The organism is Microvirga thermotolerans (genome assembly GCF_009363855.1).
GTDB lineage: Bacteria > Pseudomonadota > Alphaproteobacteria > Rhizobiales > Beijerinckiaceae > Microvirga > Microvirga thermotolerans.
The window spans coordinates 960001-985813 of the sequence record NZ_CP045423.1 but is presented as its reverse complement, the minus strand read 5'-3'; the positions used below and the strand labels follow the sequence as shown (position 1 = coordinate 985813).

At 69.6% G+C, this 25813-nt stretch carries 27 protein-coding genes (1 of these 27 cut by a window edge); 15 read left to right on the top strand and 12 right to left on the bottom strand.

The annotated features are described in order from the left end of the window. Window positions 1-46: 46 nt before the first annotated feature. Window positions 47-868, top strand: coding sequence for an SDR family oxidoreductase (locus GDR74_RS04605; protein WP_152585195.1), 822 nt, complete (start codon window positions 47-49; stop codon window positions 866-868). Between the two features lie 4 nt (window positions 869-872). On the opposite strand, the gene GDR74_RS04600 is transcribed toward GDR74_RS04605, so the two are convergent. After that, window positions 873-1802 carry a methyltransferase domain-containing protein gene (locus tag GDR74_RS04600; RefSeq protein WP_152585194.1) on the bottom strand — a complete coding sequence of 310 codons (930 nt, stop codon included), beginning with the start codon at window positions 1800-1802 and terminating at the stop codon, window positions 873-875. A 120-nt stretch (window positions 1803-1922) separates the two neighbouring features. Here GDR74_RS04600 and GDR74_RS04595 point away from each other — a divergent pair, with 120 nt between their 5' ends. From GDR74_RS04595 to GDR74_RS04580, 4 genes are all read left to right on the top strand, one after another. Beyond that, the gene (locus GDR74_RS04595) at window positions 1923-2984 is read left to right on the top strand and encodes a ligase-associated DNA damage response exonuclease (RefSeq protein ID WP_152585193.1); all 1062 of its coding nucleotides are present in this window, start codon (window positions 1923-1925) and stop codon (window positions 2982-2984) included. Further along, a complete protein-coding gene (locus GDR74_RS04590) occupies window positions 2981-4738 on the top strand; it encodes a cisplatin damage response ATP-dependent DNA ligase (RefSeq protein ID WP_152585192.1) in 1758 nt (585 codons plus the stop codon). Before GDR74_RS04595 ends, GDR74_RS04590 begins: the two co-directional genes overlap by 4 nt. Beyond that, complete coding sequence (locus GDR74_RS04585; RefSeq protein WP_425486946.1) at window positions 4735-5199, top strand: secondary thiamine-phosphate synthase enzyme YjbQ; 465 nt, start codon at window positions 4735-4737, stop codon at window positions 5197-5199. Before GDR74_RS04590 ends, GDR74_RS04585 begins: the two co-directional genes overlap by 4 nt. Window positions 5200-5341: 142 nt before the next feature. Beyond that, a complete protein-coding gene (locus GDR74_RS04580) occupies window positions 5342-6013 on the top strand; it encodes a response regulator (protein WP_152585191.1) in 672 nt (223 codons plus the stop codon). Window positions 6014-6067: 54 nt separating this feature from the next. Here GDR74_RS04580 and GDR74_RS04575 read toward each other — a convergent pair whose 3' ends face one another. Then, window positions 6068-7009, bottom strand: a complete 942-nt coding sequence (locus GDR74_RS04575; protein WP_152585190.1) for an alpha/beta hydrolase — start codon at window positions 7007-7009, stop codon at window positions 6068-6070. Window positions 7010-7105: 96 nt separating this feature from the next. On the opposite strand from GDR74_RS04575, the gene GDR74_RS04570 reads away from it, so the two are divergent. Both GDR74_RS04570 and GDR74_RS04565 read left to right on the top strand, forming a co-directional pair. After that, entirely contained in the window at window positions 7106-7366 is a 261-nt protein-coding gene (locus GDR74_RS04570; RefSeq protein WP_152585189.1) for a DUF6460 domain-containing protein, read from the top strand. A gap of 9 nt (window positions 7367-7375) precedes the next feature. Next, entirely contained in the window at window positions 7376-8722 is a 1347-nt protein-coding gene (locus GDR74_RS04565) for an MATE family efflux transporter (protein ID WP_152585188.1), read from the top strand. A gap of 3 nt (window positions 8723-8725) precedes the next feature. Here GDR74_RS04565 and GDR74_RS04560 read toward each other — a convergent pair whose 3' ends face one another. Together GDR74_RS04560 and GDR74_RS04555 are read right to left on the bottom strand one after the other, a co-directional pair. Continuing rightward, on the bottom strand, window positions 8726-9811 hold the full coding sequence (locus GDR74_RS04560; RefSeq protein WP_152585187.1) for a quinone-dependent dihydroorotate dehydrogenase: 1086 nt from the start codon (window positions 9809-9811) through the stop codon (window positions 8726-8728). Continuing rightward, on the bottom strand, window positions 9808-10152 hold the full coding sequence (locus GDR74_RS04555; protein ID WP_152585186.1) for a DUF952 domain-containing protein: 345 nt from the start codon (window positions 10150-10152) through the stop codon (window positions 9808-9810). Before GDR74_RS04555 ends, GDR74_RS04560 begins: the two co-directional genes overlap by 4 nt. Window positions 10153-10313: 161 nt before the next feature. On the opposite strand from GDR74_RS04555, the gene GDR74_RS04550 reads away from it, so the two are divergent. Further along, a complete protein-coding gene (locus tag GDR74_RS04550; RefSeq protein WP_152585185.1) occupies window positions 10314-10949 on the top strand; it encodes a S24 family peptidase in 636 nt (211 codons plus the stop codon). A gap of 7 nt (window positions 10950-10956) precedes the next feature. On the opposite strand, the gene GDR74_RS04545 is transcribed toward GDR74_RS04550, so the two are convergent. Both GDR74_RS04545 and GDR74_RS04540 read right to left on the bottom strand, forming a co-directional pair. Continuing rightward, the gene (locus tag GDR74_RS04545; RefSeq protein WP_152585184.1) at window positions 10957-12690 is read right to left on the bottom strand and encodes a lysine--tRNA ligase; all 1734 of its coding nucleotides are present in this window, start codon (window positions 12688-12690) and stop codon (window positions 10957-10959) included. Window positions 12691-12852: 162 nt separating this feature from the next. Next, window positions 12853-13665, bottom strand: coding sequence for a transporter substrate-binding domain-containing protein (locus GDR74_RS04540; protein ID WP_246180076.1), 813 nt, complete (start codon window positions 13663-13665; stop codon window positions 12853-12855). Between the two features lie 80 nt (window positions 13666-13745). On the opposite strand from GDR74_RS04540, the gene GDR74_RS04535 reads away from it, so the two are divergent. Then, complete coding sequence (locus GDR74_RS04535; protein WP_246179847.1) at window positions 13746-15683, top strand: glycosyltransferase; 1938 nt, start codon at window positions 13746-13748, stop codon at window positions 15681-15683. Here the strand turns inward: GDR74_RS04535 and GDR74_RS18100 are convergent. Together GDR74_RS18100 and GDR74_RS04530 are read right to left on the bottom strand one after the other, a co-directional pair. After that, window positions 15626-15802 (bottom strand): hypothetical protein, encoded by a 177-nt coding sequence (locus GDR74_RS18100; RefSeq protein ID WP_194164625.1) that lies wholly within the window; start codon window positions 15800-15802, stop codon window positions 15626-15628. The genes GDR74_RS04535 and GDR74_RS18100 overlap by 58 nt on opposite strands. A 110-nt stretch (window positions 15803-15912) precedes the next feature. Beyond that, a complete protein-coding gene (locus tag GDR74_RS04530) occupies window positions 15913-16563 on the bottom strand; it encodes a trna delta -isopentenylpyrophosphate transferase (protein WP_152585182.1) in 651 nt (216 codons plus the stop codon). A 353-nt stretch (window positions 16564-16916) separates the two neighbouring features. Between GDR74_RS04530 and GDR74_RS04525 the strand changes: the two genes are divergently transcribed. Beyond that, a complete protein-coding gene (locus tag GDR74_RS04525) occupies window positions 16917-17564 on the top strand; it encodes a hypothetical protein (protein ID WP_152585181.1) in 648 nt (215 codons plus the stop codon). A gap of 6 nt (window positions 17565-17570) precedes the next feature. On the opposite strand, the gene GDR74_RS04520 is transcribed toward GDR74_RS04525, so the two are convergent. Genes GDR74_RS04520 through GDR74_RS04510 form a run of 3 tightly spaced genes read right to left on the bottom strand, consistent with a single transcriptional unit; the run spans window position 17571 to window position 20685 of the window. Then, window positions 17571-18569: a metallophosphoesterase gene (locus tag GDR74_RS04520; protein ID WP_152585180.1), complete on the bottom strand. Its 999-nt coding sequence runs from the start codon at window positions 18567-18569 to the stop codon at window positions 17571-17573. After that, window positions 18566-20389 (bottom strand): AAA family ATPase, encoded by a 1824-nt coding sequence (locus GDR74_RS04515; protein WP_152585179.1) that lies wholly within the window; start codon window positions 20387-20389, stop codon window positions 18566-18568. The genes GDR74_RS04520 and GDR74_RS04515 overlap by 4 nt, the downstream gene beginning before the upstream one ends. Then, complete coding sequence (locus GDR74_RS04510; protein ID WP_152585178.1) at window positions 20386-20685, bottom strand: hypothetical protein; 300 nt, start codon at window positions 20683-20685, stop codon at window positions 20386-20388. Before GDR74_RS04510 ends, GDR74_RS04515 begins: the two co-directional genes overlap by 4 nt. 283 nt (window positions 20686-20968) lie before the next feature. Here GDR74_RS04510 and GDR74_RS04505 point away from each other — a divergent pair, with 283 nt between their 5' ends. From GDR74_RS04505 to GDR74_RS04490, 4 genes are all read left to right on the top strand, one after another. Then, window positions 20969-21547, top strand: coding sequence for a hypothetical protein (locus GDR74_RS04505; RefSeq protein WP_152585177.1), 579 nt, complete (start codon window positions 20969-20971; stop codon window positions 21545-21547). Beyond that, window positions 21544-21933: a hypothetical protein gene (locus GDR74_RS04500; protein ID WP_152585176.1), complete on the top strand. Its 390-nt coding sequence runs from the start codon at window positions 21544-21546 to the stop codon at window positions 21931-21933. The genes GDR74_RS04505 and GDR74_RS04500 overlap by 4 nt, the downstream gene beginning before the upstream one ends. A gap of 34 nt (window positions 21934-21967) precedes the next feature. Then, a complete protein-coding gene (locus GDR74_RS04495) occupies window positions 21968-22243 on the top strand; it encodes a hypothetical protein (protein ID WP_152585175.1) in 276 nt (91 codons plus the stop codon). Window positions 22244-22447: 204 nt separating this feature from the next. Further along, window positions 22448-22960 carry a single-stranded DNA-binding protein gene (locus tag GDR74_RS04490; RefSeq protein ID WP_152585174.1) on the top strand — a complete coding sequence of 171 codons (513 nt, stop codon included), beginning with the start codon at window positions 22448-22450 and terminating at the stop codon, window positions 22958-22960. Window positions 22961-23016: 56 nt separating this feature from the next. Here the strand turns inward: GDR74_RS04490 and GDR74_RS04485 are convergent, their stop codons facing one another. Continuing rightward, window positions 23017-23910 carry a hypothetical protein gene (locus tag GDR74_RS04485; protein ID WP_152585173.1) on the bottom strand — a complete coding sequence of 298 codons (894 nt, stop codon included), beginning with the start codon at window positions 23908-23910 and terminating at the stop codon, window positions 23017-23019. A gap of 194 nt (window positions 23911-24104) precedes the next feature. Between GDR74_RS04485 and GDR74_RS04480 the strand changes: the two genes are divergently transcribed. Beyond that, window positions 24105-25813, top strand: the 5' portion of a protein-coding gene (locus GDR74_RS04480) for an acyl-CoA dehydrogenase (protein ID WP_152585172.1). It continues 604 nt past the right edge of the window; only the first 1709 of its 2313 coding nucleotides appear in the window; it begins with the start codon at window positions 24105-24107; its stop codon lies off the right edge, out of view.

Here is a 25813-nt window from a genome sequence, read left to right as displayed (position 1 = left end):
GGTTCACCTTGTCCGCCCGACCCTCACAACGACAAACGACAACGTCATGCCGCAGCCAGCTCAATTCTCGAACGCCGTCGCCATCGTCACCGGAGGCACCCAGGGACTGGGGGAAACCATCGCCCGCACCCTTGCCGAGCGCGGGGCCGCCGGTCTCGTGATCTGCGGCCGTAATGCCGGAAGGGGCGAGGCCGTGGCGAAGGACCTTTCGGCGCAGGGATGCCGGACGGAATTCGTCCAGGCCGATCTCGCGGACGTGGAGCAGGCCCGGGCGGTCGCCGCGCGGGCGGACGCGACCTTCGGCCGGGTGGACGTGCTCGTGAACGCGGCCGGCATGACGGACCGCGGCACGATCTTCGACACCACGCCGGAACTCTTCGACCGCATGTTCGCCGTGAACGTACGGGCGCCGTTCTTCCTGATGCAGGAGGCCGCCAGGATCATGCGGCGGGAGAGGATCGAGGGCGCGATGGTCAACATCCTCTCCATGTCCGCCCATGGCGGACAGCCCTTCATCAGCGCCTATTGCGGCTCCAAGGGGGCGCTGGCGACACTTACCAAGAACGTCGCCTTCAGCCTGATGCCGTGGCGCATCCGGGTGAACGGGCTCAACATCGGCTGGATGAACACGCCCGGCGAGGACCGGATCATGCGCACCTATCACGGCGCGCAGGATGGCTGGCTGGAGCAGGCGGCCAAGTCGCAGCCCTTCGGCCGTCTCCTCGACCCCGCCGAGGTCGCCCGTGCCGCCGCCTTCCTGGCGAGCCGGGAATCCGGCCTCATGACCGGCTCCATCATCGACTTCGACCAGTCGGTGCTCGGCTGCTACGAGTCCGCGCCGCACCCGTCGACGCCCGCAGCGGCGTGAGCCCTCAGCGTTCCAGAACGACAAGGAAGCCGGGGACCGGCCGTCCCCGGTCCTGCCGGGTCGAGACCCGCTCGAACAGGACGACCGTCAGGCCGCTCGCGGCGGCCTCGTCCCGCAGGTAGGCCTCCCCGTGGGCATAGCGGGCATCCTCGCCGAGGGCATAGCCGGGGCCCTCGTGGGCCTGCACCGTATAGGCAAACAGGCCCCCCGGCCTGAGGACGCGGGCGACCTCGCGGAAGGCGGCCTCGAGGCTCGCCATGTAGACGAACACGTCGGCGGCGGCCGCGAGGTCGGCCTCGCCGGCCGGCCGGCCCGACAGGAAGGCGACGAGCTCCTGTTCGTGCAGGGCGTCGTAGAGCTTCAGCTCGCGCGCCTTGTCGAGCATCCGGGGCGAAAGATCGACTCCCTCGATGCGGTGGCAGCGGTCCGCCAGGACCTTCCCCATGAGCCCCGTGCCGCAGCCGAGGTCGAGGGCAAGGCCGAAGCGGTCCGAGCGAAGCCGCCTGGAGCAGGCGCGCCTGATCGCATCGGCGAGAAGCTCGGGGCCGCGATAGGCGAGGCTGCGGGTCAGGTGCCGCTCGAAGCGCGGGGCATAATCGTCGAAGAGCGCCCGCACGTAGCCGCCGGTGATCGCCTCGTCCGGAGGCACGGCCCCGAGCCGCGCCAGGTCGAGCCGGACGCCGAGGGCGTCGTCAGGTTCGAGCGCGAGCGCCCTGCCCAGTTCCTCCAGGGCTTCCTCCCGGCGGCCGAGTTCGGCGGCCGCCCGCCCGAGGAGGGCACGGGCCGCGGCGAAGTCCGGCGCAAGTTCCAGGACCTGACGGGCAAGATCCGCGGCGGCCTCGAAGTCGTTCTCCTCGAAGGCGCTGCGGGCATATTCGTACCGGCGGTCGGCCAGGAGATCGCCGGAGGAGCGATAGGTCGAAGCGGGCGACATGGAGGGCAGAGACGGATGGGATCGCCTCTGCCATGCGCGAGAGCGGGAGCGCTGTCAATCGGGGCCGGAGCGGCGATCCCGCGCTGAAAATCGGTCCGCGTCGCCTATATTCCCAGGATCATGGCGCTGCGTTCCACCGATATCCTGACCCAGACCCCGCAGGGGCTTTACTGCCCCCTCGGCGATTTCCACATCGATCCGGTCCGGCCGGTGAAGCGGGCGCTGATCACCCACGGCCATTCGGACCACGCCCGCTCGGGCCACCGGGCGGTCCTCGCCACCCGCGAGACCCTGCGGATCATGGACGTGCGCTACGGCGGCGACTTCGCCGGCGCGACGCAGGAAGCCCCGCTGGGCGAGAGCATCCGCATCGGCGACGCGACCGTGCGCTTCACGCCCGCGGGCCACGTGCTCGGCTCGGCCCAGATCGCCATCGAGGCGGGCGGCACCCGCATCGTGGTCTCGGGCGACTACAAGCGCGACGAGGACCCGACCTGCCTGCCCTACGAGGTCGTGCCCTGCGACGTCTTCATCACCGAGGCCACCTTCGGCCTGCCGGTCTTCCGCCACCCCGACGCCAGGGGCGAGGTGCGCAAGCTGCTCGATTCCACCCGGCTGTTCCCCGAGCGGACCCACATCGTCGGCGCCTACGCGCTCGGCAAGGCGCAGCGGGTCATGGCTCTCCTGCGGGAGGAGGGTTTCGACGGGCCGATCTACCTGCACGGCGCCCTCGAGCGCCTGACCGAGCTCTACAAGAGCGAGGGGATCCCCCTCGGCGAGACGCCGAAGGTGGCCGCGTCCGAGCGCGCGAAGCTGGCGGGCGCCATCGTGCTCTGCCCGCCCTCCTCGATCCAGGACCTGTGGTCGCGGCGGTTCCCGGATCCCGTCATCTGCTTCGCCTCCGGCTGGATGCGCGTGCGGGCGCGGGCACGCCAGAAGGGCGTCGAGCTGCCCCTCGTCGTCTCCGACCATTCCGACTGGGACGACCTCTGCCGCACGATCCTCGAGACCGGCGCGGGAGAGGTCTGGGTGACGCACGGGCAGGAAGACGCCCTCGTCCATTGGTGCACGACGCGAGGGATCGCGGCCCGCCCCCTCCACATGCTGGGATACGGCGACGAGGGCGAGGCGGACGAGGCCTCGCCCGCACCCGCGCGGGACGCCGGCGGGAGCGCCGCATGAACCGCTTCGCCGCCCTCCTCGACCGGCTCGCCTACGAGCCGCGCCGCAATGCCAATCTGCGGCTCCTCGTGGACTATTTCAGCCACACGCCCGACCCCGACCGGGGCTACGCGCTCGCGGCGCTCACCAACTCGCTGATGTTCAAGGAGGCCAAGCCCGGCCTGATCCGCGGCCTGGTGGAGGAACGCACTGATCCCGTCCTGTTCCGCATGTCCTATCACTATGTCGGCGATCTGGCGGAGACCGCAGCCCTCATCTGGCCTGCCCCGGGCCACCTCCCCTCCCCCTTGCGGGAGAGAGAGATTGCGGCGCCGGGCCCCGGCCACAACGACCCGCCCCTTCACGTCCCGACCATCTCCGAGGTCGTCGAGGCGCTCGCGACGACGGGCAAGAGCGACCTCCCGGCCCGGGTCGCGGGATGGTTGGACGCCCTCGACGAGACCGGGCGCTGGGCGCTCATCAAGCTCATCACCCGGGAGCTGCGGGTCGGCGTGTCCGCCCGGCTCGCCAAGACCGCCGTGGCCCAGCTCGGCGGCGTCGAGGCGGACGAGGTGGAGCTGATCTGGCATGGCCTGGAGCCGCCCTACGAGGACCTGTTCGCCTGGGTCGAAGGACGCGCCGCGAAGCCGGAGAGCAGCAATCCCGCGCCGTTCCGCCCGCCGATGCTCTCCCATCCGCTGGAGGAGGAGGACATGGCGAAGCTCGACCCGGCCGAGTTCCTGGCCGAATGGAAGTGGGACGGCATCCGCCTCCAGGCCGTTTCCGGCCGCGCGGGCGACGGCAGGCCCGTCCGGCGCATCTATTCGCGCACCGGCGAGGACGTGTCGGCCGCCTTTCCCGATCTCGTCGAGGCCCTCGCCTTCGAGGGGGCCATCGACGGGGAGCTGCTGATCGTCAGGGAGGGGCGCGTGCAGAGCTTCAACGTGCTCCAGCAGCGCCTCAACCGGAAGGCCGTGACGCCCAGGCTGATGGCCGAGTTCCCGGCCCACCTGCGGGTCTACGACATCCTCACCGAGGGAGACGAGGACCTGCGCCACCTGCCCTTCACGGAGCGCCGCCGGCGCCTCGAAGCCCTCGTCGCCCGCCTGGGCGACCCGCGCATCGACCTGTCTCCCCTTGTGGAATTCGCCTCCTGGGAGGCGCTCGCCGCGGCGAGGTCCGATCCGGCCTCGGTGGGCGCCGGCCCCGACGCGGACGCCATCGAGGGCTGCATGGTGAAGCGGGCGGACAGCCCCTACCTGCCCGGCCGGCCCAAGGGCTACTGGTACAAGTGGAAGCGCGACCCCTATCTGGTCGACGCGGTCATGATGTACGGCCAGCGCGGGCACGGGAAGCGTTCGTCCTACTACTCGGACTACACCTTCGGCGTCTGGCGCGACGGGCCGGACGGCGAGGAGCTGGTGCCCGTCGGCAAGGCCTATCACGGCTTCACGGACGAGGAGCTCATCAAGCTCGACCGCTACGTCCGCAACCACACGGTCAACCGCTTCGGCCCCGTGCGCGAGGTCGAGTACGGCAAGGACCGGGGCCTGGTGCTGGAAGTCGCGTTCGAGGGGCTGCAGCGCTCGACCCGGCACAAGTCCGGCCTCGCCATGCGGTTTCCCCGCATCAACCGCATCCGCTGGGACAAGCCCGCGGCGGAGGCGGACCGCATCGAGACCCTGGAACGGATCCTGGAGCGGGGCGAAAAGGAGATTCATCCGCTCAAGGGGCGTATGCTCGCCGGACAGGAAGCGGAGGACCGGGAGCCATGACCATGACAGCGCCGACGGTGGAAACCCTCACGGAAGGCAGCGTGACGCAGCAGGCCCTGGGACGCCTCGTCGTCGAGACTGCCGGGCAGGGCTTCACCGAGCTGACGGAGCCCGCGGCCCGGTGGGTCTTCGGCACCGGAATCCTGCACGGGATCCTGACGGTCTTCTGCCGGCACACCTCGGCCTCGCTCCTGATCCAGGAGAACGCCGACCCGGACGTGCGCCGCGACCTGCTTGCGGCTCTGAACCGCCTGGCCCCGCGCGAGGCCGCCTATGTCCATGCGACCGAAGGGCCCGACGACATGCCCGCCCATATCAGGACCATGCTCAGCGGCTCCAGCGTGACCATTCCCGTGACGGAGGGGCAGATGGCGCTCGGAACCTGGCAGGGGCTGTTCCTCGTCGAGCACCGCGACCGGCCCCACCGCCGGGACATCCTGTTCCATCTGATCGGAGCCTGAGGAGGAAGGGCGCCGCCTCTCGTTTTCCGCCTCCATGGCGCGGGAATTCGGCTAGAATGGCGAACGGGCCTCGTCAGGCTCCGCCTTGCCAGGCCGGGCGGGAAGCGGATAAGGCTCGAAGGGTTGCGTGGGAGGAGACAGAGTGCAGGGTCAGAATACCACGATCATCATCGCCGACGACCACCCGCTCTTCCGCGGCGCGCTGCGTCAGGCGATCGGTTCCGTCATGCCGAAGGCGCGCGTCATCGAGGCGAACGGCATGGACGAGCTGAACGCCGCGCTCGGCCACGAGCGGGACATCGACCTGATCCTGCTGGACCTGACCATGCCGGGCGTCCAGGGCTTTTCCGGCCTCCTGTCCCTCAGGGCCCAGCATCCGGAACTTCCCGTGGTGATCGTCTCGGCCACGGAGGAGCCGACGGTCATCCGCCGGGCCCTGGAATTCGGCGCCTCCGGCTTCATTCCGAAATCCATCGACACCGACAGCATCGGCGGCGCCATCGGCGCCGTCCTCGCGGGCGACGTCTGGACGCCCCCGGACGTGGACCTCTCCGCCGCCGAGGACAAGGAAACCGCCGATCTGGTGCGGCGGCTCGCCACCCTCACCCCGCAGCAGGTGCGGGTGCTGACGATGCTGTCCGAAGGGCTCCTCAACAAGCAGATCGCCTATGAGCTCTCGGTTTCGGAAGCGACCGTGAAGGCCCACGTGTCGGCGATCCTCGACAAGCTGGGCGTCGACAGCCGCACCCAGGCGGTGATCGCGGCCTCCAAGATCGGCGTGACGCAGCGCCCCTCTCCCGCCAGCGCCGATTGAACCGTTCCGCCGTCCGATGTCCCGAATCGGCGGCGTGGCTTCGCGCCGTCCCGGTCAGAGCCCGTTCACGAAGGCGTCGATGCGGGCGAGGGCCTGCTCCGTCATTGCGCTCTCGTAGCGGATGAACACATGGCAGCCGCCGGGCCAGACGGCGAGGTCGGTGCGGTTGGAGAAGGACGCCCACCGGGCCGCCATGAACAGGGTGTCGTCGAGGAGAAGGTCCCGCGTGCCGACCGAGAACAGGGCGGGCGGCATGCCCTTGAGGTCGGCATAGAGGGGCGAGATGTCCGGATCGCGCCGGTCCGCGTGCGGGCCGCACAGGTTGTCGGCGAAGATCCTGACGTCGCGGGTGTTGAGCACGAGCTTTTCGGCGCCCCAGTTCAGCACGCTCGGGGTCAGGCTCAGGTCGTAGCAGCCGGCGAAGAGGTTGGCGCCCCTGAAGGGGGTCAGCCCGTGCCGGTCGCGCAGGCGCAGGAGCGTCGCGGCGGACAGGTGCGCCCCGGCCGACTCGCCTCCGATGAAGAGGCGCTCCGTTCCGAAGCGGGCCCTGGCCTCGCGGACGAGCCACAGCGCCGCGGCCTCGCAGTCGTCATGGGCGGCGGGATAGGGGTTCTCCGGCGCGAGGCGGTATTCCACGGAGACCACCGCGAGGCCGCATCTGTCGGCCATGCGTTCGAGGTAGGGATCCTGCTCGTCCGCGGTTCCCCAGGTCCATCCGCCGCCGTGGATGTGGAGGTAAACCCCTTTCGGGGCGTCCGGCACGATCATGCGCAGCGGCAGGGGGCCCGCAGGCCCTTCGATCTCGATCACCTTCGCGCGCGGGCTCTTCGGGAGCGGCGGGAACGGACCCAGCCCCTGACGGCGCCGCTCGCGCACCGTCTCGAGGGGAACCGACCACGGGTCCGGCAGCGCGGACAGGCGGGAGACGATCTCCGCGTTCTGGGCCTTGATTTCCTCGCTCACGGCCGAGGGGTCGAAAAGGGTGGGGTCGATCATGCCAATCCCGGATGAGGTTGCCTTCGTCGCCGACCCTTGCGATGAAGCACAGGCGCCGGCCGCGGTCCAGCACGGCAAAGGAATAAGGATGGGACAATGTCCAACTTGACTCGGCTACTCGGCGGCTCGCCCGGCTCCGTTCTCGTCAAGCTCGTCTTTCTGTCCCTCCTCGTGGGAGCCTTCATGGCCTTTCTCGACATCACGCCGTTCGGCCTGATCGAGGGTCTCTACAACTGGCTGCGCTCGCTTCTCGGCCTGAGCCTGGATACGGTGATCGAGGTGGGGCGCTGGATCGCCTACGGGGCGGCGATCGTCGTTCCCCTCTGGCTGATCGCGCGGCTCCTCGGCAGGCACTGAGACAGACCCATGGAAGGCTCCATCTCCTCGCGGCGGATCGCCGTCACGCACGGGCGCATCCTGGCGCTCGCGCTCCCCATGACCCTGTCTCACGTCACGACGCCGCTGCTCGGCCTCGTGGACGCGACCGTGATCGGGCGGCTCGGCCAGGCCCATCTCCTCGGTGCCGTCGCCCTGGGCGCCGTGGTGTTCGACTTCCTGTTCTGGAGCTTCGGTTCCCTGCGCATGGCCACCGCCGGCATGACCGCGCAGGCGACCGGGGCCGGCGACCGGCACGAGGTGGACCGCGCCCTCGCCCGCGCCCTCCTCGTCGCGACCGTCGCCGGGCTCCTGCTCATCCTCCTGCAATGGCCGATCGCGGCGATCGCGTTTCCGCTGACCGGGGCGAGCGAGGCGGTGAAGGGCGCGCTCGCCACCTACTTCTACATCCGCATCTGGGCGGCGCCGTTCACCTTGGCGAACTACGTCATTCTCGGCTCGACGCTCGGACGGGGACGCACGGATCTCGGGCTGTTCCTGCAGGTTGCGATCAACGTCGCGAACATCCTGCTCACCTCCGTCCTGGTGCTCGCCTTCGGGTGGGGTGTGGCCGGCGCGGCGATCGGCACGGCGGCGGCGGAGGTCTTCGGCGTGGGGCTCGGCATCCTCGTCCTCCGGCGGCTCGGCTCGAACCCCTTCTCGGTCGCCTGGCGCGAGACCCTCGACCGCGCGGCCATGATGCAGACCCTGAGCATGAACAGGGACATCATGATCCGCAACATCGCGCTCATGCTGGCCTTCGGCATCTTCAGCGCCATGGGCGCCCGCGCGGGGGACGTGACACTCGCCGCGAATGCGGTGCTCTACAACATGTTCCTGATCGGCGGCTATTTCCTCGACGGGTTCGCCACCGCCGCCGAGACCCTGTGCGGGCAGAGCATCGGGGCCCGCGACGAGCGCGGCTTCGGCCGCGCCGTCACCTTAAGCCTCGGCTGGAGCTTCGGGTTCGGCCTCGCGGTCTCGGCGATCTTCCTCGCGGCGGGCGGCCCGTTCATCGACTTCGTCACCACGAGCCCGGAGGTGCGCGCCTATGCGCGCGACTACCTCGCCTATGCGGCGCTGACGCCCCTGGTCGGCGCCGCCGCCTTCGCCTTCGACGGGATCTATACCGGCGCCACGTGGACCAAGGCGATGCGCGACCTCATGCTCCTCGCCCTCGCGGTCTATGGCGGCATGATCCTCGCCACGGGCACGCTCGGCAACACGGGCCTGTGGATCGCGCTCCTCGTCTTCCTCGGCGTGCGCGGCCTCGGTCAGGCCTTCCTCTGCCCGCGGCTGACGCGCCGGACCTTCGCCGAAGGGCGTGACGCGGCGTGAATTTCAGCACCGGCCCTCGGCCATGGCCGCCGCGTCGCGCCCGACCGCCCGCTCCAGGGACGTGGCCTCCCGGTCCAGCGTCCTCGCGAGCCCGCGCTTGATCTCGCCGACGAGGCCCGGCCCCTTGTAGACCAGCGCGGAATAGAGCTGAACGAGGTGCGCCCCCGCGCGGATCTTCGCCCAGGCCGCCTCGGCGGAGTCGACCCCGCCGACTCCGATCAGGGGAATCCTTCGCCCGACCCGCAGGAAGGTCTGCGCCAGCAGGACCGTCGAGGGGACGAAGAGCGGCCGTCCCGAGAGGCCGCCGGTCTCCCGGGCCAGTCCCTTCTCCTTCAGGCTGTCGGGCCGCGCCACGGTGGTGTTCGAGACGATCAGGCCGTCGACCCCGCGCCGCAGGGCGGTGGCGACGATGGCATCGAGCGTGTCCAGGGAGATGTCGGGTGCGATCTTCAGGAGGATCGTGGTCTTCTCCCGCTGGCGGTCGGCCTCGTCCCGCGCCTCGATGCAGCGGGCGAGGAGATCGTCGAGGAAGGCCTCGCCCTGGAGGTCCCGCAAGCCCGGCGTGTTGGGCGAGGAGACGTTGATGGTGAGGAAGTCGACGAGTCCCGCAAGCCCGCGGACGCAGCGCGCGTAGTCCGCGATGCGGTCGGCGGAATCCTTGTTCGCGCCGATGTTGACGCCGACGATGCCGGGCCGGCCGCGCCGCGCCTCGAGCCGGCGGCGGACGACCTCGAGGCCCTCGCTGTTCAGGCCGAAGCGGTTGATGACCGCCTCGTCGCGGGCGAGCCGGAACACCCGCGGCCTCGGGTTGCCTTCCTGGGGGTTCGGAACGACGCCGCCGGTCTCCACGAAACCGAAGCCGAGCGACAGGAGCTGATCGGGGACCTCGCACTGCTTGTCGAAGCCGGCCGCAAGCCCGACCGGGTTGGGGAACCGGCGGCCGAACGCCTCCACGGCGAGGCGGGGATCGTCCGGCGCCGGAGCCCGCGCCGGCAGGAGGGAGAGGCTCCGGATCGTCAGCTGATGGGCCGTTTCCGCATCCAGGGCGTGAAGGATCGGCCTCGCGAGGGGGAACAGGCTCTCGATCATGCGGCGAGATCCGGAAAGACGTGCCGGCCATCATCCCCTAAGGGCAGCGGCTTCACCCAGAGGACGGCGGACAGGGGCAGGAGGGCGTAGAGATGGGGAAACAGATCGCCGCCCCGGGAGGGCTCGTAGCGGAGAGCCTCCCCAAGGCGTTCCTCGTCCACCGCCACGAGGACGAGTCCGTCCTGGCCGGCGAAATGCCTTGCGGCCGTCTCGCGAACCTGGGCGGCAGTAGAAAAGTGGATGTACCCATCCTGGCTATCGACCGGGGCGCCGCGGAAGACTTTTTCCGCCTCCGCTGCCTTCCAGAGCGGCTCGGAACAGATTTTATAGATAATTCCCATGGTGCATGTGAGTAGCGCCCGGTCTTCCCAGGAGCAACCGGAACATGGGCACATTGTCGCTAAACCTTGTTCTCCATTGTGCGGGTCACAGAACAACCTTAATTCCTAATCATAGGTCCGGTTTCCAGTACAGTTTCGGCAACCTCTCGAAGGTTCATCATATGCTGTCCCATGAGCGCGTTTGGGCCGCCATCGACGCCCTGGCTGCACGCCACGGCATGACCGCGTCGGGCCTCGCCCGCAAGGCCGGGCTCGACGCCACCAGCTTCAACAAGTCGAAGCGCACCAGTCCGGAAGGCCGGGACCGCTGGCCCTCCACCGAGTCCATCGCGAAGATCCTCCGCGCGACCGGCGCGACCCTGGAGGATTTCCTGCGTCTCGTGGAGCCCTCGGGCTCCCTGCGCCGCTCGACGATCCCGCTGATCGGCCTGACGCAGGCGGCATCGGGCGCGAAGCTCTTCACCGAAGAGGGCATGCCCGCCGGGGGACCCGGCTGGGACGAGATCGACTTTCCCGATTTCGGGCAGGAAAAGGTGTTCGCCCTGGAGGTGACGGGCGATTCCATGGCGCCGCTCTACCGCGACGGGGACATCCTCATCGTTTCCCCCACCGCCAGCATGCGCAAGGGCGACCGGGTGGTCGTGCGCCTGAACAGCGGCGAGATCCTCGCGAAGGAACTCCGCCGCCGCTCGGCCAAGACCCTGGAGCTCGCCACTTTCGAGGCCGGGCAGGAGGACCGGACGATCCCGGCCGAGGATGTCGCCTGGGTCGCCCGCATCATGTGGGCCCGGCAGTAGACGGGCGTCAGGCTGCCCGCTCGCCGCCCCTCGTCTTCAGGAAAGCCTCGTGCTCGGTCACGAGCTTGCCCTCGAGAGCCTTCTGGATCAGCTCTCGCGTCTCCTTCACACCGAACAGCGCCACGAACGAGCCGAACCGCGGCCCACGGGGCTCGCCCAGCAGCACCTGGTAGATCGTGTTGAACCACTCGATCGACACGCCGGGACGCTCGGGCGTGGCGCCCTTGGCCTTGAAGTCCTGGTAGCGCGGCTCGGCGCGGCCGACATTGTAGATCTCTTCCTGGATCGCCTCCGCCGTCACGGGGCGCTCGCCCCGCTCGAAGGCGGCGAGCGCCTCCCAGAGACGGCGCAGGGAGGCGGCCTCCACCTCGTCCGGCAGGCGGTAGGCCTTCTGCGGCTTCACGAAGTCCTCGAAATAGCGCGCGGCGCGCTTCACCAGGGCATCGAGCCGCGGATGGGTCTCCGGCGAGACGGTCGGCGCGTAGCGGCGGATGAAGCCCCAGATGACGCCGGGATCCTCGGAATTGGCCACCGCCACGAGGTTGAGCAGCATGGAGAAGGAGATGGTCGTGCCGGGCTGGTTGCCGCCCCCCGACGACACCAGCTCCGCTGCGGGCGGGTGACCCGCATGGATGTGCCAGACCGGGTTCATGAGACGCGCCTTGGCGTCCTGCGCCGGGTACTTTTCGAGGAAGGTGAGGTAGTCGTCCACCTGCCGCGGAATCACGTCGAAGTAGAGCTTCTTCGCCTCGCGCGGCTTGTTGTACATGAACAGGGCGAGACTGTCCGGCGTGCCGTAGGTGAGCCACTCGTCGATGGTGAGGCCGTTGCCCTTCGACTTCGAGATCTTCTGCCCCTTCTCGTCCAGGAAGAGCTCGTAGTTGAAACCTTCCGGCGGCAGGCCGCCGAGGGCCCTGGCGATCTCGCCGGAGAGCTTCACGCTGTCGATCAGGTCCTTGCCCGCCATCTCGTAGTCGACGCCGAGCGCGACCCAGCGCATCGCCCAGTCCGGCTTCCACTGCAGCTTGGCATGCCCGCCCGTGACGGGCGTCTCGAACCGCTCGCCGGTGTCCGGATCGCGCCAGACGATGGTGCCCGCATCGAGCTTGCGCTCCTCGATGGGGACCTGCATCACGACCCCGGTCTTCGGGTGGACGGGCAGGAAGGGCGAGTAGGATTGCTGCCGCTCCTCGCGCAGGGACGGCAGCATGATCGCCATCACGGCCTCGTACCGCTCCAGCACCGTCAGCAGGGTCCGGTCGAACCGGCCCGAGCGGTAGCACTCGGTCGCGGACATGAACTCGTAGTCGAAGCCGAAGGCGTCGAGGAATTCGCGCAGGCGGGCGTTGTTGTGGTGCGCGAAGCTCTGGTGGGTGCCGAAGGGGTCCGGCACCTGGGTCAGGGGCTTGCCGAGCGAGGCCGCCACCAGCTCCTTGTTCGGGATGTTGTCCGGAACCTTGCGCAGGCCGTCCATGTCGTCGGAGAAGGCGACGAGGCGTGTGGGGATCGCATCCCCGGTCAGCAGGCGGAAGGCGTAGCGCACCATGCTCGTGCGCGCCACCTCTCCGAAAGTCCCGATGTGCGGCAGGCCCGAGGGGCCGTAGCCGGTCTCGAACAGCACCTCCTTCTTGCCCGTCCGTTTGAGCCGCTCCACGAGCTTGCGGGCCTCCTCGAAGGGCCACGCGGTCGCGGTCTGGGCGGCATCGATCAGGGCGGGGTCGAAAGAAAGCGGTTGGGACATGTGACCAGAAGCTGATGGAAAACGCGGCAACCCTAGAGCGGTTCTCGTCCCGATGGAACCGAAACCCGCACCGGGCAAGGGAAAGCCGGTTCGCGGGTCCGCCCGGAACCCGGCTCTTCGGACATGACCTCTAGGGACCCTGCCGCCCGGGGTCAATGCGGCTCAGAAGGGGCTGATCGGGAAGAAGCGCAGGTAAAGCTCCGCGTACTTTCCCTCCTTCCAGAGCTGCTGGAGCGCATAGTCGAAGGCCCGGCGCAGATTCTCCTCGTCCTGCCGGACCACGAACCCGATCCCTTCCCCGAAGAACCGGCTCTCCAGGTAAGGGCCGCCGGCGAAGTCGCAGCACCCCGCGGAATCCTCGCCGCCCAGCCAGACGGCCAGCCCGAGGCCGTCGGCGAAGAGATAGTCGATCTGCCCCGCCCTCAGGGCGCCCTGCGCCTCCTGAAGCTCCGGGAAAGGCTTCAGGACGGCCCCCGTCAGGAAGGCCTTGGCGTAGGCCTCGTGAGCCGTGCCGCCCACCACGCCCACGGTCCTGCCGCTCAGCGCCTTGAGCTGGGGCGCCGGCAGGTTGCGGTCCTTCCTCACCGCGAAGCGCGCGGGGATCTTGAAGTAGGGTCCCGTCACCAGGAAGCGCTGCCTGAGGGACGCGGTGATCGGGACGGCGGCGGCCACCACGTCGCCCTGACGGTCGGCCAGGGCGTCGAGGAGCGTGTCGAAACGGCGCACCTGGACGGTGCAGGCGATGGCGAGCCGTTCGCACATGGCCCGGGCGAGTTCGACGGAGAATCCCGTGGGGTTGCCGTCGAGCCCGCTGAAATGCAGCGGCGGGAAGTCGTCGTCGATCAGGAAGCGGATCGGGCGCAGGCCCGTAAGGTCCGGCCGCTCGAGCTGCGCCTTCGGATCCCAGAAATTCGGGATGGCGACCTCCTGGGCCTGCGCCGCCGAGGCCAGCCCGAGGGCAAGGAGGGTCGCCAGGAAAGCGGGGTGCTTGATCTTACGCAGAAAGCGGGCAACGAATGACGTAACTTGGTAACGTTTCTGCACGCGTCATCCTCTTGCAAACGGTCCCGCCACACCCGTCATGGACGTCCGTCTCTTCGCACGAGGGTCTAGCGGAGACCGGACGACAGTCAACCGGCGCCGCCGCGCCGCTGCCGCCGGAAACGGCGTTTCTCGCTTTTCAGGGCGTCTCGCCCGGCCTTCTGCGGGAGGCGGCCCGACGCGCCGAGGCCGCCGGCGTTCCCGCGGAGACCTTCCTCCTCAGGAACGGCCTCGTCGGCGAAACGGAGTATTACCGGGCCCTCGCCCGGGAGCTCGGCCTTCCCTTCACCCTCTTCCCCCGCCTGTCCGGCCATGTCCGCTACCCGGAAAGCATCCTGGCCGGCCTCGCACCCATCGAGGGGGAGGGCTTCGCCGTGGCACCGGCAGGGCCGCTTCTCGCCTGGCTTCTGAAGCGTCCCGGAAGAACTGTGGGCCGGCTCGTCGTCACGCCCCCCGGCGCCCTGCGCCGGGCGGTCATGCGCGCCTGCGCCCGTGCCATCGCGGATCGGGGCGCGAACGCCCTTTCCGAGGCGGCGCCGGACCTTTCGATCGGAACCGGCTTCGACACGGGGCAGGTGGCCGGCCTGAGCGCCCTCGCATGCCTCGCCTCCTACGGCGGCGTCGCCGCTCCCGGTCCGGCGCTCGCGACGGCGGCGGCCATCCTGAGCCCCCTCTTCCTCGCGGGCGTCACCCTGCGCCTTGCATCGGCGCTCCTTCCCGCTCCCGTGCAGGCGTCCCGTGGCGGGCCGCGCCTGCGCGACCCGGCCCTCCCCGACTATACGATCATCGTGCCCCTCTACCGGGAGCACCGGATCGCGTCGCGGCTCGTGGCGGCGCTGTCGCGGCTCGACTACCCGGCGGCCAGGCTCGACATCAAGTTCGTCCTGGAGGCGGACGACCGGGAGACGTCCGCGGCGCTCTCGAAGATCCGCCTGCCGGGCTTCGTCGAGATCATCGTGGCGCCTCCCGGCCAGCCGCGCACGAAGCCGCGGGCGCTCAACATCGCCCTGCCCCTGGCGCGGGGACGCTACACGGTGGTCTACGATGCAGAGGACGTGCCGGACCGGGACCAGCTCCGGCAGGCGGTGGCCGCCTTCGCCACGGCTCCCGCGGACGTGGCGTGCCTTCAGGCGCGGCTCACCATCGACAACACGGACGACAGCTGGCTGACGCGGTTCTTCACCATCGAATACGCGGCGCTCTTCGACGTCCTCAACCCGGGCCTCGCCGAGCTGGGAAGCCCCATCGCCCTGGGCGGCACGTCCAACCACTTCCGGACCGACCTGCTCCGGCGCGTCCACGGCTGGGACGCATGGAACGTGACCGAGGACGCGGATCTCGGCATCCGGCTTGCCCGGATGGGCTTCCGGGTGCGGGACCTTCCCTCCTCGACCTTCGAGGAGGCGCCGGCGACCCTCGGCGCATGGATGGACCAGCGCACGCGCTGGATGAAAGGCTTCATGCAGACCGGCCTCTGCCATTTCCGGAAACCGGCGCGAACGCTGATCCGGCTCGGCCCCTGGCGCTTCCTGAGCGCCCTCGCCCTGACCTGGGGGACCGTGCTGAGCGCGCTCGGATTCCCGTTCCTCACCGGGCTCTTTCTCGCAGCTTCGTCCGACGACGCCCTGCGCGGGGCGGCCTTGCGCTCGCCCTACTGGCGGGCCGCGAGCGGCACCCTCTTCGTCATGGGAATTGCCGCCGCCGTCCTGCCGGCCTGCGTCGCCCTCGCTCGCCGGCGCCTGTGGCGCCTGCTGCCCTGGGTGCCGCTCCTGCCGGCCTATTACCTGCTCGTGAGCGCGGCGGCCTGGCGGGCGTTATGGGAGGTGACGCGGGAGCCGTTCCGCTGGAACAAGACCAGCCACGGGCTGGCGCGCACGTCACGGAGCGGGTGGCTTCAGAAGCACCAGGCGAGCGCGGCGGAAACCACGTCGCTGAACACGGCGGCGCCCTGACGCCACCAGAGCAGCCCGCCCGCCCCGACGAGGCAGAGGACGGCGCCCGCGATGAGAACGCGGCCGAGCAGCCGGTCGTGCCGCCCTTCGCCTCGCGACGTCCGCGATCCGATGCTCATGCCGTTCCACGATCCTTTCCGAATTTCTCCAGCATAGGCCGGCCCGGGCCCATAAGAAAGGGGACAGGAAACTCACGCTCCCTGCCCCCTTATCTGCACGACTTTCCGGATCAGGCCGCCTTCTTCGAGGGCCAGCCCAGCTCGACCAGGCGGGCCTTCGCGAAGTCGCGGATCTCGTCGCGCACGCCCTCCGGCAGGTCGTTCAGGATGCGCTGCGTATCGGCGTGCAGCATCAGGTCGGTCACGGCGTTGATGCTCTTCGCCTTGGAGATCTTTCCCTTGAGCTCCGCTTCGACGCCGGCCTCGGGCCCGACGATCTCGACCGCCGTCCTCTCGCTCGCCGCCTGCGGCTCGGCGGGCGCGGGGCGGCTGTTCTTGAATTCGTCCGCCTCCTCCTCGGAGTAGACGAGGCCGTGGAGCTCGATCAGCTTCAGGATCACCCGGTCCTTCGCCCGCTTCTCGGCCATGGCGTAGACATAGGCCGCCTGCTTGCCCGAAACGCGGTAGTTGGTGCCCACCAGAGCCTCGCCGATGGACCACTCCACCCGCTCGCCCATGCGTCCGGTGACCAGGATCACCGCCTCGTCCCGCTCCGCGCGGATGATCGTCGGCGGCTCGAACTGGATCGCGGCCTGCGCCGCGATGCGCTCGAGCGCCTTGTGATAGATCACGGCCGTTCCCTGGACGCGCCAGATGTTGCCGGCCATCGGCTCGCCGAACTTGGCCAGAACCTCGGCGATCTTCTTGTCTGTCGTATTCATGCTCGATCCTCGTCTCGACGGAGGGAGCACGCCGGCCCGAGGGCCTTCCGGACCGCCGCGGCAGCGTGCTTGTTCTTTGTTTGTTCTATAGCAGATCGGACCTCCCGGATCCAGCTTCAAGGCAGTATTGCCAAGGTTGAAACCCGTTATTTTCCAATATCTTTATGGTCGCGTCGTTTTGCCTCAAGGTCAGCCTCGAATGTGCGAAAGCAGTTCTCAAGGTGCGGACCTGGCGAGAACGGGTCTCGAGCCTGCGGGAATTGACGCTTGCGATCATGTTCTGTATTTGTTCCATTCGACCGTAGCCGGGATTTCGTCCGGCGGTTCCGCTTTCCCCTGCTCCGGAGGATTGGATGACAGCGCAAGCCATTCTCGACCTCGCCCCGCGGCGCATGATCCGGCCCGGGGCGAAGCGGGTCCGCAGGAGCGCCGCCCCCGCCCCCACGCGCCCCGCCCTGATCGCCGACTTCCTCGCCATCTGCGAGCTCGACCCGGAGGTGGAGGCGCTGCGGGCGCCCGCTCCTGCGGCCACTTTCGTGCTGGGCGAGACAACCGTCGAGCACGTGGCGGATTTCGAGATCGTCCGCGAGGGCGGGCCGGTCCTCGTCGACGTGGTCGCGGAGGCCGACCTGCTCGGCCATCCTCTTCGCGCCGCCGCCCTCCACGGCTCCGTGGCGGAGGACGGGCGGCCCTTCGTGCTCGAGACGGCCGCGAGCATCCGCGCAGAGCCGCGCTTCACCACGGTGCGCCTCATCATGGCCTGCAGGCGAACGCCCGTGACGGCCGGCGACCGGGTGCGGATTCTCCATCAGCTCGACGAATGCGGCACCATGCGGCTCGTGGATTGCGCGGGCGCGGCCATGAACGCCGCCGACGGCGTCGCCGCCGTCCTGGCGCTCGCATGCGAGGGGCTGGTCGCGGTCGACATCGGCCGCCCGATCCTGCCGGAAACCCCCGTGCGGCGCCGGCGCCTGCCCTATTCCGATCCGTTCGCGTTCTGACGCCGCTCAGGAGCGGGCGTGCCGCTCCACGGCCTCGTCCAGGAGCGAGCGGACGATGGCGCGCACCGCCTCCGAGGGCGCGTCGGACGCGAACCGCGCCTCGATCTCGTCGCGCAGGATCGAGCCGTCGCCGCTGCGCTTCAGCTCGGTCGCGGTCTCGGCCTGGAGCAGGGTCACGAAGGCGCTCTCGACCGCCTGCGCCACGGCGGCGTCGTCCGCCGCCTCGACCAGGCGTCCCGTGAGATCGAACACATCCGCCTCGAACGGCAGCGGCTCCGGGGTCAGCTCCCCGTCCGCGCCGAGCACCCATGCGCGCGGCACGTGATCGACGAGATCGATGGACTGGCGGGTGATGTTGCCCGGATTCGTCCAGCGGGTCCGGCCGACCGTCACGCTCTTCTGCGTCTTGTGGATGTGGCCGTTGACGAGCAGGTCGCATCCCTCGACGGCGAAGGGCGGCACCGCGCCGGGATAGGCGGCATCGAAGGCGATGTCGTGGTGGCTGAACCAGGCCTGCCCGTCCACGTCGGCGAACGATCCCCGGATGTCGGTGGGAATGGCCTGTCCGTAGGGCGTCATGCCGATGCCGACCCGGCGCCCCCCGATCCCGTAGCTGGCGACCGGCGCGGAAGCGGCCACCACGTCGACGACGTCGCAGAGGCCGAGGAGCGCGAGCGTGTCGCCGTCGGTCAGGGTCATGTGCCGGATGTCGTGGTTCCCGACATTGACCAGGGGCCGGTGCCGGAATCCCTTCAGGATACGGATGAGCTGGCTCTTCAGCCCCTCGTCGGTTTCGACCGGGCGGTCGAACAGGTCGCCGAGGATGACGACGGCGAGATCGCGCGCGTTGGCGATGGCGACGCAGTGTTCGAGCTTGGCCAGCACGGGCTGCGGCCAGAGCGGGTCCTTGCGGCGGCCCGGGCGGCGGGATCCCACATGCGGGTCTCCGATCACCAGCAGGCCGTTGCAGGTGCGGGATTCGAGACGGTCACCGAACAGGATCATGCGGTCATGCGCTCCGTGGCGGAATGGGCCTGGTGGTTGAGGAGAGTCTCGGCGCTCACCGGTGCGCCGCAGGTCGGGCAGAGGCCGCCGTTCTCCTCGACGAGGCGTTCCATCTCGACCCGCAGAAGCTCCGCCTCCGCGTCGACGCGCGCCAGGCGCTCGCGCGCCCGTTCGGACCCGCTGCGCAGGTCGGCGAGACGCTTCAGCATGTCCTGCGCCGGCCGCGGGTCTTCGAGAGCGGGCAGCGCCTCCGGCAGGGACCGCAGGCAGGACAGGCGCGCTTCGGCACGGCGCAGGCGGCCGGCGGCATCGATGACGTCGCGGGCGACGCGGCTCCGCTCCTTCTCCCGCCGCAGATCGGCGGAAAGCGTCGCGACGCGCGCGGGATCCGGCAGGAGATCCGTCGCTGCGGCCCGCGCCCGCGCGCGCCTCAGGCGGCAGGCGAGATCCTCCAGCCGGGCCAGCGCGTCCCGGAGCGCCTGCACGCGGCGACGGGCGAGATCGATCCGCTCCGCCTTCGCGCGGGCCTCCGCGAGAGAGCGCCCGATCCCGTCGAGGCCGGCGAGGGATTCCATCTCTTCCCGCAAGGCCGCGAGTTCGCGCTCGCCGTTGCGCACCAGCGCGTTGTCGCGGCTGCAGCGCTCGCGATGGATCGCGAGCATGTCGCGGATGTAGCTCGCCTCCTGGCCGATGGAGAGAACCGCCGAGCGGCGGGATGCAGGCTCTCCCAGCAGGAACACCGGAAACTTCTGATGGGCGATGTGGACGTCGAGGTCCTCCACCTTCCGGATCCGGAAGAGCGCGGCCACCCAGTCCGGCACGGTTCGGCCGCCCGTCTCGTAGCGCATCCCTTCGGTCTCCACGACGCCCCCGTCGGGCTCATGAAGCGACCAGACGTTCACCGGCGTGCGACGCGGCTGGCGCGTGAAGCGCAGGGTCCTGTGTCCGGCGACGCCGATCTCGACCGTCGCCGTCTTCGCGCCGGCACGCACGAGGCTGTCGCGCGCCTCGCCGTAGAACACCGCGCGCAGGGCGCGGATGAAGGTGGACTTGCCGCGGTTGTTGGGCCCGATCAGCGCGTTGACGCCCGGGCTCAGCCGAAGCGTCGCATCCGCGCAGGCCTGGACGTTGACGAGGCGGATGAAGCGCAGGCCCGGCGCCGCGTCGTCCCAGAGGCCGCTGCAGTCGGCCGACTGCACCGTCACGCCGGAGAGCGGCTCGCCCTCGATGCGCGCGATGTGGAACCGCTCGGAGAACTGCGTGAGGTCGTGGTGCGAGACCGCGAGGCACTGGACGCCGAGCCGCCGGGCGCCGTCCTCGAGCACGCGGTAGAACGCGGCCACCCGGTCCGGAGCGATCCAGCAATCGGCCTCGTCGAGAGCGAGGAAGCGCGCCACGTCGGCCTTCACCACGGCGATGAGGCGCAGCGCCATGCCCACGACGTTGGTGAGCGCGCCCCCGTTGTCCTCGAGCACGTCCTCGAGAGAGCCGTCGGGACGCCTGACGCAGATGTCGAGGGCGGCGAGCCCGCGCTCCGTCGAAAGGTCCAGCGCCACCGGCTTCTCCCCCGGCAGGACCTCCTGCACGAGGGCCGAGAGCAGCGTCTCGAACGCTTCGAGATTGCGCCGGCTGGCGCTGCCGTGGACGGCCTCGATGAAGGCCTCCACCTCGTCCTTCACCGCAAGGCGCCCCTTGGCGAGCTCGATTGCGCGCGTCAGCTCCTCGCTGCGCGCCGCCAGGGCGCCGCGGCGCCCCTCGAGCCGCGCGAGGGCAGCCGCCGCGAGGCCGAGCTTCCGTTCGACGGCGTCTTCGCCCGTCACGGCTCGCTCCCCAGTTGCCTGAGCCGCGTCTCGACCTCGCCGAGGATTGCCTCGAAATCCTCCACCCGCTTCGCATTCTCCGACATGGCGGCCTCGATCAGCCGCTGCAGCTCCGCCTCGTCGTCGGTGCCGAACGCCTCGCGCGCCCGGGCGCGCGCCTGGTCCAGTTCGCGCCCCAGCCGCTCGACCTCTCCCTCGGCCCTGATCCGCTCCGCGCGCAGCCGCTCGTAGGCCGCGCGCATCTCCTCGAGACGCCCAAGGCTGTCGCCCCCCGGCCGTTTCGGGCTCGTCGTCATGTGGCTCCTCCCCTCGTCAGGCAGCCGTTTCCGAAGTCAAGCTGAGCAGTGAAGGCCCGCGAGTGCTTCGTCTCATTTTCGGACGCCGATGCCGCGAGCTCTTTAATCCTACCCCACTCCTTCCCAGATAATATCGGTTACTCCGAGATTACAGTCCGCACGAGCGCATTTGCTTGACACCGACTCACCCTGCGGTATGTTCTCTTTTTGTTCCTGTTTCAACTCATGCGCGTCGGAGATGGCGCCTTTGTGGCACCGCTGCCGTCGCCTGGAGGATGTCGGAATGACAGCCGTGGCGGACGAAGGATCGATCTTCGAGAACGAAGAATGGCTCGTGACGGAGAGCGGCCTGGAGCACAAGGCGACGGGCTACTTCATCGAGCGCGAGAGCCTGGGCGCCAAGCGGGGGGACGGCCTGTGGGCCTGGCCCCTGCACATGGCGGAAAAGACCTGGTGCGCCATGACGCCGTTCACCGAGGCGTTCACCTGCGCAGTGGCTTTTCACAGGATCGAGTCCGACATCGACCTCGCCCGGAGCCTCTCCATCGCGAGGCGGGACATCGCCCGCTGGCCGCAACCGGCGGATGCGGCAACGGCGCCCCTCCCGACGCTCCAGGCCTTGCAGCGGCCCCCTCGGAATCCCATCTATCTGGAGCGGGAACGCATTGAGAATTCAGACAATTGCGAAGCTTTTCCACCTGCCGCCAACGGGCGGGCGCGCCTCGCGGAGGGGTTGCGCCCTCACGCGACGCGCACCCGGGCGCGCCAGCCCCGTTTCGACCTCGCGCAGGCTCCGAAGCGGATCCGCAGGACGGGGACGAACCTCGTTCGGATGATTCAAGCGGCATGGAACATAAAGTGAACTTACGGCCAAGCTCGCCGCCTGCCGGTAACCGGACGACCGGGGATCCGGCCCCGCCCGTGACGGCGGAGGATTTCGCCGGCCACGTGATCTTCGCGATCTGCCAGGCCAGCGTCACCCCCTCCGTGGGCCGGCGCGCCTACGACCGGTGCATGCAGGCGCTCGCCCTGGGGGCGACCGCCCGGATGGGCTTCCGTCACCCCGCCAAGGCGGATGCGGTCGACCGCGTCTGGCGCGAGCGCGACCGCCTTTTTCGGGACTACGCGGCCAGCAACGACAAGCTCGGGTTCCTTTCGACCCTGCCGTGGATCGGACCCGTGACGAAGAGAATCCTGGCCCGCCGGCTCGGCCTGCTGCCCGCGCCGGACCACCGGGCCGCTGCCTGAAACCGAACAAGAACGACAAGAAGAGGTGTCACCGATGTCAAAGGAACGAGCAAGCGATGTGGGCTTCTGCGTCGTCGACAGCAATGCCGACGTCATCGCGGACAACCTCGTCCACCGGGTCCGCGAGAGCGCGGTCGAGATGGAGAGCCAGATCAACAGGCTCTATCGCGGCCGCAACGCCTACGATCTGAGCGACGGCGCCAGGGCCGATCTCGGGAAGATCATCGAGCGCCTGGCCTACATGGCCAAGACCCTGCGCGAGGTCGAAGGGGCGCAGTCCAGCGTCGTCTATCTCCAGGCCGCCGAATGATTCCCTCCGTCGCGACCCCGCGGCGGAGCCTCCTTTCGCGTTTTGTTTCCCTCCCCATCATCCCCCGGAATGCCGCCCATTTCGTTTCGTGATGGCCTTGCCATTCTTAGGGAACAAATGTAGAACGAAACCGATGTCCGATCGGGACAGGAGAGCGAAACCGGCCCGACCGATCGTCGGGAGAGATGAAGTGGAGATGCGCCGATGGCAGGCAGTGTGAACAAGGTGATTTTGGTCGGGAACCTGGGGCGGGATCCGGAGGTGCGGCGGCTGAACTCGGGGGAGCCGGTGGTGAACCTGCGGATCGCCACGTCGGAGAGCTGGAAGGACAAGGCGACCGGCGAGCGCAAGGAGAAGACCGAGTGGCACTCGGTGGTGATCTTCAACGAGAACCTGGGCCGCGTGGCGGAGCAGTACCTGAAGAAGGGCTCGAAGGTCTACGTGGAAGGGCAGCTTCAGACGCGCAAGTGGCAGGACCAGTCGGGGCAGGAGCGCTACACGACCGAGGTGGTGCTGCAGCGGTTCAGGGGCGAGCTGACGATCCTGGACGGGCGCGGCGGCGGCTCGGCGGAGTACGGCGAGGAGGAGCCGGGCCAGGTGAGCCGGGGCGGCGAGTTCGGGCGCTCCTCGCCGCTGGAGCGGCGGCCGGCGGCGGCCTCCGGCGGCAGCGGCGGCGGCTCGCGCTTCGGCGATCTCGACGACGACATCCCGTTCTGAACCACACGAAACATCGAACCGTGGCGGCTTGCGGTTCCATGACGCTGCAAGCCGCTCTACCGAAGGGATGAGCGCACGGCGGCGGCCCGCTCCGCCTGCCGCAGCCTTCGGGCGGCTTCGCGCAGTTCCCCGCGGTCCGGCAGCCACCAGCCCCGGTCCGCCCTGAGATCCGCATCGTCCGGCTCCCGGGCCGGACGGGCGCGATAGACCTCCTGCAGGGTCGGCCTTCGCCAGCGCGCGAACACATAGCGGCCGAGCGGGTCCTTGAGATGAGGATAACGGTCGCGCAGCCGGAGGTCCGAGAGGGGCTCCGGCCCGATGTCCTCGAAGACGACGATACCCCAGGCGAGCGTGGCGACCGGCCGGTCCAGGGGCGGCAGATCGTCGCCCGGCACGGGATAACGATGGCGGCGGCGCTCCGCCTGCAACGCCAGCGCGGCCTCCCGCTCCTCGCGGCTTTCCGCCCGCGCCCGGCGCGCCGCCGGCTCGTTGCGCCGCGCCGCCTCCTCGATCTCCTGCCACCGGGCGCGAAGCTCCCCGTAGGAGCGGAACGGCACGCGCCAGACCTTTCCCTGCGGATCCCAGCGGGCCCAGGGGATCCGGCGCATGGCCTCGACCACGGTGCGCGAATAGGGCGTGCGCACGACCAGTTCGTCCCCCACGGCGAGATAGGGGCTCTCCAGGGGCTCGAAGGCGAAGGCGTCCCGCCCCCGCTCGTCCGCATGGCGGTCGAGGGTCTCCAGCTCCCGCGTCATCCAGGTGTCGAGGCGGCGCAGGGCCGTCGTGCCGGGCACGAACCAGCAATGCTCTTCCTCCCGCCAGCGGGCGCGGGGAAAGGCGTCGCGGAAGCGGCGGACGAGGTCGCGGTCGTAGGGAAAGGACGCGAAGGCTCCCGGCCTGTCGCCCTCGGCAGGCCTGACCTGGAAGGCGGATGCGAGTTCCAGAGCCACGCGTTTTCCTTTTCCCGTTTCGCTCGGAGAACAACCCGGGCGCCCGGCCGTTCGATCCGGCGGGGAGAAGGATCGCGGCCGCGCCGGGCGCCGCCCCTGGGCGAAGGCCGCCCCTCCCCTACAAATGGGAAGGACCGAAACGGTTCGGCTCAGGCTCCTCGGGGCGGCGCCGTTTCATGCGGAGCGAGCGCATCATGACCGAAGAGAGCTTTCGCCTGAGATGGCTGTCACGCCCCGCCTTCCGCATGGCCAGAAAGGCCATGCCCGGCCTGTCCGCAACCGAGCGGGAAGCGATCGAGGCGGGGGATGTCTGGTGGGACGGAGACCTGTTCACCGGCAATCCCGACTGGGACAAGCTCCTCGCGGTCCCGCCGGCGCGCCTGTCCGCCGAGGAGGAGGCCTTCCTCGCCGGCCCGGTCGAAACTCTCTGCGCCATGCTGGACGACTGGCGCATCACCTGGACGGACAGGGACCTGCCCGAGGAGGCCTGGAGCTTCCTGAAGCAGCATCGCTTCCTCGGCATGATCATTCCCCGGGAATACGGCGGCCTCGGCTTCTCCGCCTACGCTCATTCGGAAGTCGTGCGGAAGGTCTCCACCCGGTCCGTCGCCGCCGCGGTCGCGGTCATGGTTCCCAATTCCCTCGGGCCCGGCGAACTGCTGCTGCGCTTCGGCACCGAGGAGCAGCGCAACTATTGGCTGCCCCGCCTCGCCGACGGCCGGGAGATCCCCTGCTTCGGGCTCACCAGCCCCGAAGCGGGCTCGGATGCCGCCTCGATGACCGACGAGGGAATCGTCTGCCGCGGCGAGCACGAAGGCCGGGAGGTCCTGGGCATCCGCCTCAACTGGCACAAGCGCTACATTACCCTCGGACCGGTCGCGACGGTGCTCGGCCTCGCCTTCAAGCTGCGGGATCCCGAGCGCCTCCTCGGCAGGGAGGAGGAGATCGGCATCACGGTGGCGCTGGTGCGCACGGACGCGCCGGGCGTGTCGATCGGCCGGCGGCACATTCCGAGCTTCCAGATGTTCCAGAACGGGCCGAACGAGGGGCGCGACGTCTTCATTCCCCTCGACCAGGTGATCGGCGGCCCGGAGCGCGTCGGACAGGGCTGGCGCATGCTGATGAGCGCCCTTGCCGCCGGACGGGGCATCTCGCTCCCGTCCCTCTCCGCGGCCGGCGCCGCCTTCGCGGCGCATACGAGCGGCGCCTATGCGCGGGTGCGCGAGCAGTTCCACCTCCCTATCGGCCGCTTCGAAGGCGTGCAGGAGAAGCTGGCGGCCCTCGCCGGAACCGCCTATCTGCTCGATGCGGCGCGCCGCTTCACCTGCGCCGGGCTCGACCGGGGACATCACCCGGCGGTGATCTCCGGCATCATGAAGCTCCAGGCCACGGAGCGCATGCGCACGGCGCTGAACGACGCGATGGACATTCACGGCGGCAAGGCCGTCATCGACGGGCCGCTCAATTATCTCGGCAACTTCTATCGCGCGATCCCCGTCGGCATCACGGTGGAGGGCGCCAACATCCTGACCCGCTGCCTCATCGTCTTCGGCCAGGGCGCGATCCGCAGCCATCCGTTCCTCCTGCAGGAAATCCTCGCGCTGGGCGACGCGGACGAGGTGCGCGGCCTTGCGGCTTTCGACCGGCTCCTGTGGAGGCATGTGGGGCACACCGCGAGGACGTTCCTCCGCGCCTGGCTGCGCAGCTGGAGCGGCGGCCTGCTTGCGCCGGCCCCGCGCGCCGGCGCGGCGACGCGGTTCTACCGGCAGCTCGGGCGCTATGCGGCAGGCTTCGCCCTCGCCGCGGACTTCGCGTTCCTGACCATGGGCGGCGCGCTGAAGCGAAGGGAGCTGATCTCGGCCCGGTTCGGCGACATCCTGTCCGAACTCTTCCTGCTCTCCGC

What these genes read in the sequence shown, in the direction of transcription:
- GDR74_RS04605 (WP_152585195.1), top strand. Translation starts at nt 47, where the DNA reads ATGCCGCAGCCAGCTCAATTCTCGAACGCCGTCGCCATCGTCACCGGA.
- GDR74_RS04600 (WP_152585194.1), bottom strand. Translation starts at nt 1,802, where the DNA reads ATGTCGCCCGCTTCGACCTATCGCTCCTCCGGCGATCTCCTGGCCGAC.
- GDR74_RS04595 (WP_152585193.1), top strand. Translation starts at nt 1,923, where the DNA reads ATGGCGCTGCGTTCCACCGATATCCTGACCCAGACCCCGCAGGGGCTT.
- GDR74_RS04590 (WP_152585192.1), top strand. Translation starts at nt 2,981, where the DNA reads ATGAACCGCTTCGCCGCCCTCCTCGACCGGCTCGCCTACGAGCCGCGC.
- GDR74_RS04585 (WP_425486946.1), top strand. Translation starts at nt 4,735, where the DNA reads ATGACCATGACAGCGCCGACGGTGGAAACCCTCACGGAAGGCAGCGTG.
- GDR74_RS04575 (WP_152585190.1), bottom strand. Translation starts at nt 7,009, where the DNA reads ATGATCGACCCCACCCTTTTCGACCCCTCGGCCGTGAGCGAGGAAATC.
- GDR74_RS04570 (WP_152585189.1), top strand. Translation starts at nt 7,106, where the DNA reads ATGTCCAACTTGACTCGGCTACTCGGCGGCTCGCCCGGCTCCGTTCTC.
- GDR74_RS04565 (WP_152585188.1), top strand. Translation starts at nt 7,376, where the DNA reads ATGGAAGGCTCCATCTCCTCGCGGCGGATCGCCGTCACGCACGGGCGC.
- GDR74_RS04560 (WP_152585187.1), bottom strand. Translation starts at nt 9,811, where the DNA reads ATGATCGAGAGCCTGTTCCCCCTCGCGAGGCCGATCCTTCACGCCCTG.
- GDR74_RS04555 (WP_152585186.1), bottom strand. Translation starts at nt 10,152, where the DNA reads ATGGGAATTATCTATAAAATCTGTTCCGAGCCGCTCTGGAAGGCAGCG.
- GDR74_RS04550 (WP_152585185.1), top strand. Translation starts at nt 10,314, where the DNA reads ATGCTGTCCCATGAGCGCGTTTGGGCCGCCATCGACGCCCTGGCTGCA.
- GDR74_RS04545 (WP_152585184.1), bottom strand. Translation starts at nt 12,690, where the DNA reads ATGTCCCAACCGCTTTCTTTCGACCCCGCCCTGATCGATGCCGCCCAG.
- GDR74_RS18100 (WP_194164625.1), bottom strand. Translation starts at nt 15,802, where the DNA reads ATGAGCATCGGATCGCGGACGTCGCGAGGCGAAGGGCGGCACGACCGG.
- GDR74_RS04530 (WP_152585182.1), bottom strand. Translation starts at nt 16,563, where the DNA reads ATGAATACGACAGACAAGAAGATCGCCGAGGTTCTGGCCAAGTTCGGC.
- GDR74_RS04525 (WP_152585181.1), top strand. Translation starts at nt 16,917, where the DNA reads ATGACAGCGCAAGCCATTCTCGACCTCGCCCCGCGGCGCATGATCCGG.
- GDR74_RS04520 (WP_152585180.1), bottom strand. Translation starts at nt 18,569, where the DNA reads ATGATCCTGTTCGGTGACCGTCTCGAATCCCGCACCTGCAACGGCCTG.
- GDR74_RS04510 (WP_152585178.1), bottom strand. Translation starts at nt 20,685, where the DNA reads ATGACGACGAGCCCGAAACGGCCGGGGGGCGACAGCCTTGGGCGTCTC.
- GDR74_RS04505 (WP_152585177.1), top strand. Translation starts at nt 20,969, where the DNA reads ATGACAGCCGTGGCGGACGAAGGATCGATCTTCGAGAACGAAGAATGG.
- GDR74_RS04495 (WP_152585175.1), top strand. Translation starts at nt 21,968, where the DNA reads ATGTCAAAGGAACGAGCAAGCGATGTGGGCTTCTGCGTCGTCGACAGC.
- GDR74_RS04490 (WP_152585174.1), top strand. Translation starts at nt 22,448, where the DNA reads ATGGCAGGCAGTGTGAACAAGGTGATTTTGGTCGGGAACCTGGGGCGG.